At 59.7% G+C, this 13,763-nt stretch carries 12 protein-coding genes; 7 read left to right on the top strand and 5 right to left on the bottom strand.

Going from position 1 to position 13,763, the window contains the following annotated elements:
• On the top strand, nucleotides 1–310 hold a 310-nt coding region (locus BMY36_RS13405), incomplete at its 5' end, for an integrase core domain-containing protein (protein ID WP_244888673.1).
• A gap of 35 nt (nucleotides 311–345) precedes the next feature.
• Here the strand turns inward: BMY36_RS13405 and BMY36_RS13400 are convergent.
• From BMY36_RS13400 to BMY36_RS13380, 5 genes are read right to left on the bottom strand one after another with little or no spacing between them, the layout of a single operon-like run.
• Nucleotides 346–1,080, bottom strand: coding sequence for an alpha/beta hydrolase (locus BMY36_RS13400; protein ID WP_050518263.1), 735 nt, complete (start codon nucleotides 1,078–1,080; stop codon nucleotides 346–348).
• Entirely contained in the window at nucleotides 1,077–2,201 is a 1,125-nt protein-coding gene (locus BMY36_RS13395; protein ID WP_050518262.1) for an ABC transporter permease, read from the bottom strand. The genes BMY36_RS13400 and BMY36_RS13395 overlap by 4 nt, the downstream gene beginning before the upstream one ends.
• 3 nt (nucleotides 2,202–2,204) lie before the next feature.
• Nucleotides 2,205–4,952, bottom strand: a complete 2,748-nt coding sequence (gene rbbA, locus BMY36_RS13390) for a ribosome-associated ATPase/putative transporter RbbA (RefSeq protein WP_050518261.1) — start codon at nucleotides 4,950–4,952, stop codon at nucleotides 2,205–2,207.
• Nucleotides 4,949–5,968 carry an HlyD family secretion protein gene (locus BMY36_RS13385; RefSeq protein ID WP_050518260.1) on the bottom strand — a complete coding sequence of 340 codons (1,020 nt, stop codon included), beginning with the start codon at nucleotides 5,966–5,968 and terminating at the stop codon, nucleotides 4,949–4,951. The genes rbbA and BMY36_RS13385 overlap by 4 nt, the downstream gene beginning before the upstream one ends.
• Nucleotides 5,958–6,614 carry a TetR/AcrR family transcriptional regulator gene (locus BMY36_RS13380; protein WP_082224729.1) on the bottom strand — a complete coding sequence of 219 codons (657 nt, stop codon included), beginning with the start codon at nucleotides 6,612–6,614 and terminating at the stop codon, nucleotides 5,958–5,960. Before BMY36_RS13380 ends, BMY36_RS13385 begins: the two co-directional genes overlap by 11 nt.
• A 262-nt stretch (nucleotides 6,615–6,876) precedes the next feature.
• Between BMY36_RS13380 and BMY36_RS13375 the strand changes: the two genes are divergently transcribed.
• The 6 genes from BMY36_RS13375 (at nucleotide 6,877) to BMY36_RS13350 (ending at nucleotide 13,621) form a co-directional block, all read left to right on the top strand.
• Nucleotides 6,877–8,793, top strand: coding sequence for a PHA/PHB synthase family protein (locus tag BMY36_RS13375; protein WP_082224728.1), 1,917 nt, complete (start codon nucleotides 6,877–6,879; stop codon nucleotides 8,791–8,793).
• Between the two features lie 78 nt (nucleotides 8,794–8,871).
• Nucleotides 8,872–9,231: a hypothetical protein gene (locus BMY36_RS13370; protein ID WP_244888672.1), complete on the top strand. Its 360-nt coding sequence runs from the start codon at nucleotides 8,872–8,874 to the stop codon at nucleotides 9,229–9,231.
• Nucleotides 9,232–9,327: 96 nt separating this feature from the next.
• Entirely contained in the window at nucleotides 9,328–9,918 is a 591-nt protein-coding gene (locus BMY36_RS13365) for a rhodanese-like domain-containing protein (RefSeq protein WP_050518258.1), read from the top strand.
• Nucleotides 9,919–10,139: 221 nt separating this feature from the next.
• Nucleotides 10,140–11,225 (top strand): zinc-dependent alcohol dehydrogenase family protein, encoded by a 1,086-nt coding sequence (locus BMY36_RS13360; RefSeq protein WP_231579643.1) that lies wholly within the window; start codon nucleotides 10,140–10,142, stop codon nucleotides 11,223–11,225.
• 104 nt (nucleotides 11,226–11,329) lie between these two features.
• A complete protein-coding gene (locus BMY36_RS13355; RefSeq protein WP_139194052.1) occupies nucleotides 11,330–12,478 on the top strand; it encodes a hypothetical protein in 1,149 nt (382 codons plus the stop codon).
• Between the two features lie 39 nt (nucleotides 12,479–12,517).
• On the top strand, nucleotides 12,518–13,621 hold the full coding sequence (locus BMY36_RS13350) for an AI-2E family transporter (protein WP_082224727.1): 1,104 nt from the start codon (nucleotides 12,518–12,520) through the stop codon (nucleotides 13,619–13,621).
• Nucleotides 13,622–13,763: the final 142 nt, after the last annotated feature.

The following is a 13,763-nucleotide window of genomic DNA, read 5'->3' as shown; positions in this document are numbered from 1 at the left end:
GGCCCCGAATACATCAGTGAAAAGCTCCCTCTCGGCGATGCACGCATCGTCTGTCGGGCAACGGATGAAATGGGCTGTGAAACGTGGGGTTACCATCCAGCACATCCAACCCGGCCAGCCGCAGCAGAACGCCTATATCGAACGCTACAACCGCACCGTAAGGCATGAATGGCTGGACCAATACATCATCGAAAGCATCGAGGAGGCCCAAGATTACGCCACGCAATGGCTGTGGACTTACAACAACGACCGCCCCAACATGGGCATCGGCGGCATAACACCCGCAATGAAACTGAAAATGGCCGCGTGAATTCTACGATCGCACCCCACTAAAAATAGGGGGGATTACCCCGCCAGCACCACATTATCCAAACGCGCGATCACCCTGTCTTGCCCTGTTAGCCGCAGCTGGCGCAACGCCTCGGCGACCAGCCAGCCGCCCATGGAATGCCCAAACAGGGTGATTTTACCCACCTTCGGGTCGGCGGCTACATCCATCAACACCTTGACCAGATCATCGCGCGAATAGGTTACCGCATCCTTATCGGCGATATAGCCAACCACAGAGGCAGCGGAGGGCCATGCGAAAAGGATAGGCATTTCCGTCAACTCGCCATCGGCGGCGACCTGTGCCAAGCGAAACAACGACTCGGCAAAGTTGTAATTGTAGCCGTGAACAAAGATCAGCACGTCACGTTTGCCTTGGCCCTGAACCGCTGAAAAGCGAAGATCGGGCAACAGCTTTCGGTCGGTTACAGCAAAACTGGTCATCGGGTCTGAATTGGCTTTTGGCAGCTCGATCTTGGTCGCCTTATGGGTTGGCGGGATGGAAACGGTGAAGGATTCGTAGTTCAGCGTGGGCGCGCGGGCATCGGTATAGGCGCCGGTTACAGCATCCCTGGCGCGGGTCGAGGCGACATTTATGGTCACCTGCCGAAGTGCCGTTTCAGCTGTGGGAACCGACAACAGCGCTTGCGGACCGGGCCGCGCCGCACAGCCAGCCGTTGCGATGAACACCAAAAGGACCAGCCGCCACACCCAAAAGCGCGCGTCGATGTTTTTGGCGTATCCGTTTATCATCCTGACACGCTCATGGAACGGCGGAACAGCAAAAGGCTTGCGGCGAAAAAGGCGATGCCAAGTCCGGCCATAAGGGACAGCTGCACCCAGACGGCATCCAGGCCGGCCCCGCGAAAAGCAACGGCTTTGGCAAAGGCCAGAAAGTGCCGCGAGGGCAGGGCCATCGTCAGGCGTTGCACAATGTCGGGCTGGCTTTCGACCGCGCCCATGCCGCCCGACAGCATGATGATCGGGATCACCACCATGATAACCAACAAGGCAAACTGCGCCATGCTGCGCGCAACCGTGCCCAGAAACATCCCGATGGCGGCGGCGGCGGCCAAATAGATGGCCGTCCCCGCCAGCAATAGCGGCACTGATCCGGCAATCGGAACTTGCAACAATTGCTGCACGACCAAGAACAGTGACAGGGTGAACGCCGCCAGCACCACCACGACATTGGCCAGAACCTTCGACAGCGCAATCTCTAGCGGGGTCAGCGGCATTACCATGAGGTGTTCAATCGTGCCCTGCTCGCGTTCGCGCAGCATCGCGGCACCCGTCAGCGCGATGGTCAGCAGCGATAGCTGGTTCAGCAGCGACGACATCGCCTTGAACCAGACCGGGTTGCCATTGGGGTTGGAGGCGCGGCGCAGTTCCAGCCGCAGGGCAGGTTCTGGCGCGGCAGGGCTGTCTGACAAAAAGGCGCAGGTTTCTGATTGCAGGATATTGGCGATATAATCGGTGCCAAGCTGGGCTTGGTTAACGGCGGTTGCGTCGACCTCCAACTGGGCGCTTGGCATCAGGCCCGCGATCACATCGGCCTCAAATCTCGGCGGGAAGCTAAGGACGAACATGATGCTTCCGGCGTCCATCTCGGGCCTGACGCGGTCGGGCGCAATCATCACCGGCGGTTGGAACCATGGTGGGCCAAGCGCATCTGTCAGCGCGCGGGTGAGGGTGGAGTTGTCTTCGTCTAGAATGGCTATGGCTGCATTGCGAACAGTATCGCCCGCGCCGCTTGCCTCTAGCATCACGGCCACGACGAAGGACCACAGGATCAAGATCACCATGACCGGATCACCCAGCACACTTTTCAATTCCTTGCCCGCAAGCCAAAAGATGTTTGAGAGTTGCCGCATTGCTTACCGCTCCTGCTTGCGCAGCAATAGCACCGCCAGCCCCGTCAGGATAGGACCAAAGGCGGCCAAGCGCAGCAGGTGGCCCGACAGTTCGGACAGGCCCAACCCCTTGGTAAAGGTGCCAACGCTGATGCCCATATACCAGGTGGTGGGCCAGAACGTGCCCATGATCCGCGCGGCGCCGTCTAACGATGAAACTGGCGTAATCATGCCGGAAAATTGCAGTGTCGGCATGACGGACAGGATCGCCGCCGCAAACACCGCCGTGACCTGCGTGGCGGTTAGCATCGACACCAATAAACCGTAACCCGTTGCCGCCACGTCATAAAGCAGCGCGCCCAGCACCAGTGCCGCCGTATCACCCTTTAGCGGCACACCCAGCACGGTGACCACCAACACCGTCAGGATCACAAAGTTCAGCAGCGTGATGCCGATGTAGACCAGTTGCTTGCCGATCAGAAATTCGGCGGGGTTTGTGGGGGTGACGTAGAAATTGGTGATCGTGCCAATTTCCTTTTCGCGCGCGACGCTGACCGCCATTAAAATCGCAGGAAATAGCAGCAGCAAAAGCGGCGGGATAGACGGCCCGATGGCAGGCAGGCTTTCCATCGCGGGGTTATACTGAAACCGCGGGATCAGTTGCGCGGGCGGAGCTGCATCGGCCTTGTGCATGGTTGCCAGATCGGCCAGCGCCAGCGCCGATTGCCCCGCCAATGCCAGCACATCGGCGTGCGCGTTTTTGACGTAGCTTTCCACTGTGCCGGCACGGTTGGTGTCTGATCCGTCAATCAAGCCGGCAATCTCGGCCAGCTCACCGCGCCGCAGGGCGCGGCCAAAGCCCGGCGGAATTTGCAGCGCCAGCGCCAGTTCGCCGTTTTCCATCCGGCGTTCCAGCCCGTCAGGGTCGGTGATCGGGGGGCGTTCGGAAAACCACGGCGTATCCTGAAACGCTGAAAGATAGGCGCGGCTTTCGGGGCTTTGGTCCAGATCATAGACGGCAAAGGGAATGCCCCGCACCTCTTGCGAGATGCCAAACGACATAATTAGCAACAAAAGCGCGGAGCCGACAAAGGAAAACACCAGCCGCACCGGGTCGCGCTTTACCTGCATCGTCTCGCGGGTGGTATAGGCCAAAAGCCTGCTAAGGCTGAAACCTGACGTGGGTTTGGTGTGGTTTTGCGCGGTGTCGCTGGTCAACAGCCCGTCATCCACGGGGGCCTCAGGGGGCTGGGCGTCAAGCATGTAAGCAATGAAAGCGTCTTCCAACGTTGCCACTCCGCGCGTCGCGATCAGCGCCTTGGGGGCGTCTGATACCAGTACTTTGCCCGCATGCATCAAGGAAATGCGGTCGCAGCGCATGCCTTCGTCCATGAAATGGGTTGAGATGAAGATGGTTACCCCGTCGCGGCGCGCCAGTTCCAGCAGCATCACCCAAAACGCATCGCGCGCTTGCGGGTCGACGCCAGATGTCGGCTCATCCAAAATCAAGATATCCGGCGCTTGGATCACCGCAACCGCCAGCGACAGACGTTGGCGCACGCCGAGGGGCAGGGAGGCGGCACCTTGATCGAGGTAGGGGCCAAGCCCAAAACGCGGGACCAGTTCGGCCATTCGCGTGGCAGTCAGCACACTGCCAAGGTGGAAAAGCCGTGCGTGCAACATCAGATTTTCGCGCACCGTAAGCTCGCCGTAAAGTGAAAAGGTTTGCGACATAAAACCGACCCTGCGCCGCGCATCAAGGTTTTGCGCATCGACCGGCTGGCCGAAAATCCACGCCTCACCCGTTGTGGCGGAGGTAAGGCCGGTCAGCATTTTCATCGTGGTGGTCTTGCCGCAGCCGTTGGAGCCGAGAAAGCCGAAAATCTCACCGCGCTTGATCTCAAAGCTGACTGAGTCGACAGCGGTAAAATTGCCGAAGCGCTTGGTCAGGTTTTCGGCGCGGATGGCGGGCGGGCCGGCTTTGGTATTGGCGGTGGGGGCGGGTTCGGAGGCGATTGCTTCCGCCGCATCGCCACCCAGCAGGGCCACATAGGCGGCCTCAACCGTTGCGGTTTTGGTGCGCTCGATCAGGTCAGCAGGGCTGCCCGTCGCCAAAACCTGCCCCGCATTCATCGCCACGAGATAGCCAAAGCGCGCGGCCTCCTCCATATAGGCGGTGGACACCAGCACGCTCATCTCCGGGCGGCCCGCGCGGATTGTGTCGATCAGATCCCAGAATTGGCGGCGCGATAATGGGTCAACCCCAGTCGTTGGCTCATCCAGCAGCAGGAAATCCGGGTCGTGGATTAGGGCGGCGCAAAGCCCCAGCTTTTGCTTCATCCCACCCGACAGCTTGCCCGCAGGCCGGTCCATGAAGGCGGTAAGGCCCGTGGCGCGGGTTAGCCGGGAAATGCGTGCATCACGATCAGTGTGGGACAAGCCATAAAGTTTGCCGAAGAAATCCAGATTTTCGCGCAGGCTTAGGTCGTGATACAGGTTTTTGCCCAAGCCCTGCGGCATGAAGGCAATGCGCCGCCCTGCATCCGCGCGGTGGCGCGCACTGGCCATATCGCCCCCCAAAGCCGCAACTTGGCCCGCCTGCATCTTTTTGGCCCCGGCGATAAGCCCCATCAGCGTGGACTTGCCCACACCGTCCGGCCCAATCAACCCGATCATCTGGCCTGCGGGCAATTCCAGCGTGACATCTTGCAAGGCCTGCACTTTGCCGTAGCGGTGGCTTACCCCGGTTAGCTTTGCAACGGGGGCGGTCATTTGTCCGTGCCGGGAAGGGCTGATACAAGCGGCGGCGTCAGCCCCGCAGGCCAGTCAAGCACAGTGCCGTCCGGCCAGGCCAGACGAACCCACGCCACACCGCGCACCCCGGTTTTAACCTGCGCCAAGTGGCCTGCTACCAGTTCTTGCGGGATGCGAACGCGGATACGGAACATCAGGCTTTCGCGTTCCGCCACGGTTTCCACCTGTTTGGGGGTGAATTGCGCTTGCGGGGCTATGAAACTAACCGTGGCAGGCACGGCGATGCCGGGCATCACATCGACAATAATCCGCGCCTCATCCCCCAAAAGAACCCTTGGAGCCGCAGTCGCAGGCAGGAAAAACTCCATATAAATATCGCCAAGGCTGACCAGCGTCAGCACCTTGCCGCCGCCGCCCAGCACCTCGCCGGGTTGTGCAAGGCGGTAAAGAACCCGCCCGGCTTGGGGGGCGTGCAGGGTGCTGTCGTTAATGCGGGCTTCAATTTCGCGCAGCACGGCCGCTTCGGCATCAACCGCGCGTTCTTTGGCAATAACGGTTGCCTGTGCGGCCGTCAGCCCCGCCGCGTCAAGCTGGCCTTGGGTGCGGGTGATGTCCAAATCCTCAACCGTGATAACACCACGCGCGCCCAGCGTTTCCGCCCGCGCCAGATTGCTTTGTGACAGCGCAAGGCGCGCCGCGGCCTGCGCGATGCCGGCTTGCGCCACGGTTACGGCGGCCTGCGCACTGGCCACCGCCGCCTCGGCCCGCATTTTCTGCGCGGCCAGTTCGGTGGTGTCCATCACCGCCAAAACATCGCCCGGCTGCACCAGATCGCCTTCGCGCACGGTGATTTCGGCGACACGCCCCGCCAGACGCGTGGAGATATCCACCAAGTCTGCCTCTATCCGGCCATTGCCCCGCGCGAAGCCTTCGGGTGGCAAATCGCTTGGCGCCAGCAAGACACGCCATGCGCCATAGCCCAGAAAGGCCGCCAGAACGACCAAGACAAGGGCTAGAGAGGTTTTACGAGACATGGCGAATTTCTCCGCTTGTCTGATTCCGTATGTCAGACGCAGCGTTTTCAATGCCAAGTCGGTAAATATGAAAGACGCGCGGCGCCATGGTCACCATCTGCGCCATATCGCCCGAAATCAGCGCCTGCATCACTAGCCCCTGAATGGTGCCAATGAACAAAACGGTCGCGGCCTCCACGTCCAGATCTTGGGGCAGATCACCCCGCGCTTTGGCGGCAAGGATAAGGTCGTTCAAGCGCGCGGCGTATTGCACCATCATCGCCCGCGCCAGCCGTTTTGCGGGCGTCATATCCGCGCCCTGAAGTTCGCCGAACAGCATGCGCGGGGCGCCGGGGTGTTCGGCCACAAAGGCGACATGGGCCTGAAACATCGCCGCCATCGCCTCCAGCGGCGCTTTGATCTTTGCAGCAGATTTGTCGATACGGGCCATAAGATGGGTCGCCACCCATTGCATCACCGCGTGCCAGATCGCCTCTTTGTTGGGGAAATGCCGGAACAGCGCGCCTTGTGTCAGATGCATGTGTTTGGCGATGGCCGCCGTGGTGATATCACCGGGGTTCATCGTAGCGGCCAAAGTTATCACTGCCTCAACCGTGACGTTGCGGCGTTCCTCGGCAGGCAGATTTTTGGCGCGGGTCATGGTCATGAGAAAGCATCCATGTGCTGCGCTGCGGTGTAAAGTTTGCCAGATTGCATGATAAGCCTCACAAGGTTGTTTTATATCAAATTCCGTCCATCAGGGATGGAAGGCTTGAAAAAAAGATAGTAACTGATTACTATCTTATGTAAGCGACGAGCCTGCTGCAAGCGTTTGATTGAGGCGCGGGCCTGGGGCCAGTTCAAAGGGCCCTTTGGCGGATGCTTTCAAAGGTGCAGGCCCATAACAGGCAATAAAAGGATTATGACAAATGGCCAAAAACAAAAGCTCTTTTGGTGTGCCACTGCATGATCCCCAAAAGCAGGTCAGTTCCATTGATGGGCCAGCCACCCAAGCCTCAAACGAGCGTCGTGCGTCCACACCCGGTGGTTTTGCGCAAAGCCCCGCGTTGCAGCCCGATGTTATAGTGCAGGAAACGCCGCCCGCGTATCGGGCAGAACGGGCCACACCCTTGCCCGAGGCGCTGGATCACACGGTGCAAAGCGCAATTTCCCGTTTCACGAATGGGCTTTCGCCAGCTGCCCTGATGGGGGCATGGTTTGATTGGGCAACCCACATTGTGTCAGCCCCCGGCAAGCAGTTGCAACTGCTTGAAAGTGCTGCCAACAAAATCCAACGCCAAAGCCGTTTCGCCCTGAATTGCGCCACAAAGTCCGATCAGACCGCGCCTTGCATTGTGCCTTTGCCGCAAGACAATCGTTTCAGCGGCGATGCTTGGCAGACCAAGCCCTACAATATGATCTATCAGGGCTTTTTGCTGCAACAGCAGTGGTGGCACAATCTGGTGACAGGGGTTCCCGGCGTTACCGCCCAACACGAGCGGGAATTGCAGTTTCTGACCCGCCAGATGCTGGACATGGTTTCGCCTTCGAATTTTCTGTGGACCAACCCGGAAGTGCTGGCCCGCATGCGCGAAACGCAGGGGATGAACCTGATCCAAGGTATGCAAAACGTGGTGGCGGATGCGCAGGGCAGAATGGCCGGAGTAGGGCCAAAGGGCGTTGAGGCGTTTGTGCCGGGCAAGGACGTTGGCGTGACAAAAGGCAAGGTCGTTTACCGCAATCGCCTGATCGAACTGATCCAATACGCGCCCTTGACAGATAAGGTGCGCGCGGAGCCGATCTTGATTGTTCCCGCTTGGATCAAGAAATATTATATCCTTGATCTGTCACAGCACAACTCGCTGGTGCGCTATCTGGTTGGGCAGGGTCATACCGTCTTTATGATGTCGTGGAAGATCCCGGATGAAGATGACCGCGACCTGACGCTGGACGATTACCGCCGCCTTGGCATCATGGCGGCGCTGGCCGCAGTTGGGGGCATTGTGCCGGACCGCAAAATCCATGCGGCGGGCTATTGCCTTGGCGGCACGCTTTTGTCTATTGCGGCGGCGGCGATGGCGCGGGATGGGGATGACCGGCTGGCCTCCGTCAGCCTGCTGGCCAGTCAGGTTGATTTCACCGAACCGGGCGAATTGCAGCTTTTCATTGACGAAAGCCAGCTTGCCTTTCTGGACAGTGTCATGTGGAAACAGGGCTATCTGGATACGACCCAGATGGCGGGGGCGTTTCAAATGCTCAGCTCTAACGATTTGGTTTGGTCGCGGATCATCCGGAATTATCTGATGGGCGAAAGTAGGCCCATGAGTGACCTTATGGCGTGGAATGCCGATGCAACGCGCATGCCTTATGCCATGCATTCGGAATATCTGCGCAAGCTTTACCTTAACAATGATCTGGCCGAAGGGCGGTTCACGGTGAATGCTCGCCCTATCGCGCTGTCCGACATCCGGGTGCCGATCTTTGCGGTTGGAACGCAAAAAGACCACGTTGCCCCTTGGCCTTCGGTGTTCAAGATCCAAGCCCTGACCGATACCGAAGTGACCTTTGTTCTGACCAGCGGCGGCCATAATGCGGGCATCGTATCCGAGCCGGGCCACCTGCACAGGTCTTACCAGATCAAGACCAAGGGCGCGATGGACCGCTACATCGGGCCGGAAACATGGGCGGCTGAGACGGTTGCCAATGACGGATCGTGGTGGGAGGCATGGGTCACTTGGCTTGGGGCCCGTTCGGGGGATGATATCGCGCCGCCGCATATGGGAGCCGGACAGGTGGGTTTTGGCCAACGCGACGATGCCCCCGGCAGCTATGTCATGCAAAACTAAAGATGTCGCGCCGAGTGAAGGAAAGAGAGACTGAAAATGACATCCCATAGGAACACAAGTTTAACGATAGCCGCCTTTGTGGCGCTGATATTAGGCGCGCTGACCGTCTTTTCAGGGGGGCGCGCCTTGTTCGGTGACGCGCAGGCCCAAGCGGCCGTTGGCAATGCCGTGGGCTTTGTGCTTTGGTTTAACTTTCTGGCCGGTTTTGTCTATATTCTTGCCGGGATTGGGTTGTTTTTGCGCCATCGCCCTGCCGTCTGGGTCTCATTGGGTATTCTTGCCAGCACGGCGCTGGTCGGAGTTGTTTTCGGGTTTCATATGCTTCAAGGCGGCGCGTTTGAGATGCGCACCGTTGGCGCGATGATCCTGCGCACGGGCGTTTGGGCCGTCATTTCGGTGGTCGCCCTGCGTCATATTGCGAAACCGTCCGTGGGTTAACGACGTTTGCGGCCCCAAAACTGGCGAAGTGTCGGTAACGCCCCCTTTGCGGCAAAGTTGATAACCGAACCCTAGACATAGCAAAAGGACAAAACCATGAAAACCATTCCCCTGACAATCGCCCTGATATTGGCCGTGGGGCCTGCAATGGCCCAAACTGTGGTTGGGATTACCAAGGACATGCCCACGACCACCATTGAAACCGACAGCGGCCAGGTCAAAATTGGCAGAATTCAAGACCCCACGCATGAGCTTGCTGGCGAATGGGCGCTGACCTCTCGCGCCTGCCCGGATTTTTGCATCCAACCGCACAGCGCGGCGCAAGGCGTCACCACGATTGGTGAGTTGGAGTTGATTGAGCTGCTTAAAAACCCAGACGCCGTGGTGATAGACAGCCGCACGCCCGACTGGTTTGCGGGCGGCACGATTCCCGGCGCGATCAACATCCCCTATACTTATGTGGTGGATGAGCTGGTTCAACTGGGGTGCGAACCCGACTTTGATGGCTGGGATTGTACCGCGGCCAAACCGGTCGCGCTGTTTTGCAATGGGGTTTGGTGCGGCCAGTCGCCCACCGCGATCCGCAATATGATTGGGGCGGGATATCCTGCGGACCGCATCTTTTACTACCGTGGCGGCATGCAGGTCTGGCGACTGCTTGGCCTGACCGTGACCGGCGGGACATAACGGCGAGGCCGTCTTGTGACCCTCTGTCGGTCGGGACAAACCCAAAGCCCCAAATTTACGCACCTCATAAATCTGGATCAGTGCGCCGATCTTCTGGATGGGCGAAAGTGGAGGCAAGCGTGTTATCAAGCTTGGTGCAATGGCGATGCGGACCCATGCAAGGGCCGGCCCTTCCCTCAGTCTGATCGACACCGTGCAGACCACCCAAAAGGAGAGCCGCCATGTCTACCACAGTGCAACCCACCCCCAAAACCACCATGATGCAAGCGATGGTCTATGCCGCACCCGGCAAGATCGCGCTGCGCGATTGCCCCAAACCTGTGATCCAAGCCCCCGGCGATGCCATTGTGCGGGTGACGCATACCACGATTTGCGGCACCGATCTGCACATCCTGAAAGGCGATGTGGCGACGGCAAAACCGGGCCGAATACTGGGCCATGAGGGCGTTGGCGTGATCGACAGCGTTGGCGCCGCCGTCACCGCGTTCAAACCGGGTGATCCTGTGCTGATTTCTTGTGTAAGTGCATGTGGCACATGCGAGTTTTGCCGCAAGCAGATGTATTCCCATTGCACCACTGGCGGCTGGATCTTGGGCAATTCCATTGACGGCTGCCAAGCCGAATACGTCCGCGCGCCGCATGCGGACATGAGCCTCTATCACATCCCCAAAGGCTCGGACGAGGAGGCGCTGGTGATGCTGAGTGATATTCTGCCCACGGGGCTGGAATGTGGCACGCTGAACGGCAAGGTGCAGCCGGGCAGCACGGTGGCCATTGTGGGCGCGGGGCCCATCGGCCTTGCAGCGCTGTTGACGGCGCAGTTCTATTCGCCGGGCAAGATCATCATGATCGACCTTGATGACAACCGGCTGGCGATTGCGAAGAAGTTTGGCGCGACCGACACCATCAATTCCAGCGATGGCAAAGCGCTCGCGGCGGTGATGAAGCTGACGGGGGATGCAGGTGTTGACACGGCGATTGAGGCGGTTGGCATCCCGGCCACGTTCGAGCTGTGCCAAGAGTTGATCGCGGCAGGGGGCGTTATCGCGAACATTGGCGTGCATGGTAAACCCGCCAGCCTGCATCTGGAAACCCTTTGGGACCGCAACATCGCGATCACCACGCGGTTGGTCGACACGGCAACCATCCCCATGCTGTTCAAAACCGTGGCGGCCAAGAAAATCGACCCGGCGCTGCTGATCACCCACCACTTCACGCTGGCCGAGGGCGAAAAAGCCTATGAGACTTTTGGAAATGCCGCCAAGACCAAGGCGCTGAAGGTGATCATCACGGCGTCAAGCACATGAAGGGGGGCACGCGGCGCGGGGCGCAGACGGCGCAGAGCAATGCATCTGCGATGGCCTGTTCTCAAAGGGTTCAGCCCGGCCATGGGGCAAATCCTTCCGTAATTTTGGCACTGTTTCTTCCGCTGCTTGCCCTGCTGTTTCTGCTCGCCGCCCCGGCGTTTGCGGAAAATACCAACCTCAGCATCGGGCAAGACCGATATGAAGCCGGAGATGCACCCGTTTTCGACACGCCTGGCGTGACGGACCTGTTCATGGCGGCCAACAAGGTCGGGGTGGCAGCACCCATTGCGGGTTCTGCTTATCTGGCCGGGCGGCGGGTAAGGGTTGATGCAGCGATTGGCGGTGATCTTCTGGCTGCGGGCTATAGCGTTGATGTCAGCGCCCCGATTGGCGGTAACGCGAGTGTCACGGGGTATGAGATCAGCTTGGGCCCGGTGGCGGGCAACCTGCGCGCGGCGGGGGCAGAGGTGCAGGTGTCAGATGTGGGAGGCTATGCGCTGATCACGGGCGGCGATGTTACCCTGAACGGGGTGATTGCGGGGGATGTGATCTTGGCCGCCGAGACGATCATCTTCGGCGAAGGCGCGCGGGTGGATGGCAAGCTGCGGATTTTTGCCGAAGACCCGGAAGACATCACTGTGCCCGCATCCGTCGCCACGGCGGACCGGGTCACAATTGAGCCTATGAAGGCGCACAGCGAGGCCGCGTGGGCAAAGCGGATGCCGACCCCGGAGGTTCCGGTCTGGCCGATCGTTGGTGGCTTTCTGGCGGGCGTGGTGATTTCGGGGCTGATAGCCCTCTTGGTCATCGCGGTCGCCCCAAATGCGGTGCAAAACTGGCGCAGATTGGCGCTGGCCCATCCGGGACGCGCGATCTGGTCTGGGTTTGTGGTGACGTCGGCGCTGGCGGGGTCAGGGTTCGTGCTGATGCTGACGATCATCGGGGTGTTCTTGTTGCCCGTGATGCTGATCATCACGGGTGTGGCGATCTTTGCGGGCTATGCGCTTGGAAGCTACGTCTTGGGTGTCGGCCTCTGGCATGCCATCGGAAAACAAGGGCCTGACGGCTTGCCCCTGAAATTCGCAGTTGCTTGCCTTGGTGCCTTTGTTGCGGGTCTTGCCTGGCTGGTCCCGGTGGCCGGATGGTTCTTCGTTTTAGGCCTGACATTGCTGGGTATCGGAACGCTGGCCGCCTTTGTGCTGCCCGCGAATTTGCTGCTGCGGCGTGATACCAAGGGTTTGGGGATTGTTTGACCTCAGACATAAGGCGCGGCCGGGCACCGCGGGGAGAGGATGGACTTTGACGGGGCAAATGTCGCCTATCTGGCCGATGGGCTGGTCCAATTGAAACCAGCGGCAAAACCACCCCGCAACGGCCGCCTTGGCCTGTTTGCACTGGCAACCGCGAGCTTGGTGGGCATCGCACTTTGTCTTCTTATCGCCCGACCATTTCTGGGCGCGATCACTTGGGCGCTGACGCTGGCGATCTTATTCGCACCCTTCCATGCGCGGGTCGAAAAGGGGTTCAAGCATCGCAACGTCGCTGCCCTTATCTCAACCGCCATCATTGCCATTGTCGTGGTGGTTCCTGCCATTTTCGTGGTCGAACGCCTTATCACCGAAGCTGCATCCGGTATCGCGTCGCTTCAGTCGAGGGTGGAGGGGGGCGAGTTGAAAAACCTGCTCGACAGTTATCCCACCCCTGCGCCCTTGGGCAGTTGGATCGACCAACACCTTGATTTGCCGTCGATGATGGCAACGGTTGCGACATGGCTTAGCAACACCGGGGCAATGTTTGTCAGAGGGTCACTGTTACAGGCGGCAGAGGTGTTGATCACCTTTTACCTGCTGTTCTACTTCCTGCGCGACAGGGCGGCCGCCGTGACCCTGATCAAGGCGTGGCTGCCGCTGGCCCCCCAAGATGCCGACCATTTGCTGCGCAGGGTGGTCGATACCGTCCATGCAACCGTTTACGGCACGCTTGCGGTGGCCACGATCCAAGGCACCTTGGGGGGCCTGATGTTCTGGGCACTTGGGCTGCCGACACCGTTGCTGTGGGGGCTTGTGATGGGGTTGTTGTCCATCGTGCCGGTGCTGGGGGCCTTTGTGGTCTGGATACCGGCCGCGCTTTTGCTGCTGCTGGATGGCAGTTGGATCCGCGCCCTTATTCTGTCCATTTGGGGCGGTATCGTGGTTGGCGGCATCGACAACGTGCTGCGCCCCACATTCGTCGGCAACCGCCTGCGCCTGCACACAATACCTGCGTTCATATCAATCATCGGCGGCCTGATCCTGTTCGGCGCGCCGGGCTTTATCCTTGGCCCGATGACGATGACGATGACGATGACAACACTGTTGGTGGGGTTTTGGACACGGCAAGCGGCGCGTGGGAAATGAGATGGCAGTGATGTCGTGGCGCGGGCGGACAAGATTGGGCAGGGATGGTCAAAAGAAAATGTATGCGGCAAGCCGTGTTTGCCTTTCGTCGCTGTGCCGATGGATCGCGGCCGCGAAACCGGATATCCATAAATCGGGGCTT

This window comes from Pseudorhodobacter antarcticus (assembly GCF_900110135.1).
In the GTDB taxonomy this organism is placed as follows: domain Bacteria; phylum Pseudomonadota; class Alphaproteobacteria; order Rhodobacterales; family Rhodobacteraceae; genus Pseudorhodobacter; species Pseudorhodobacter antarcticus.
This window is presented reverse-complemented; position numbering and strand designations above follow the sequence as displayed.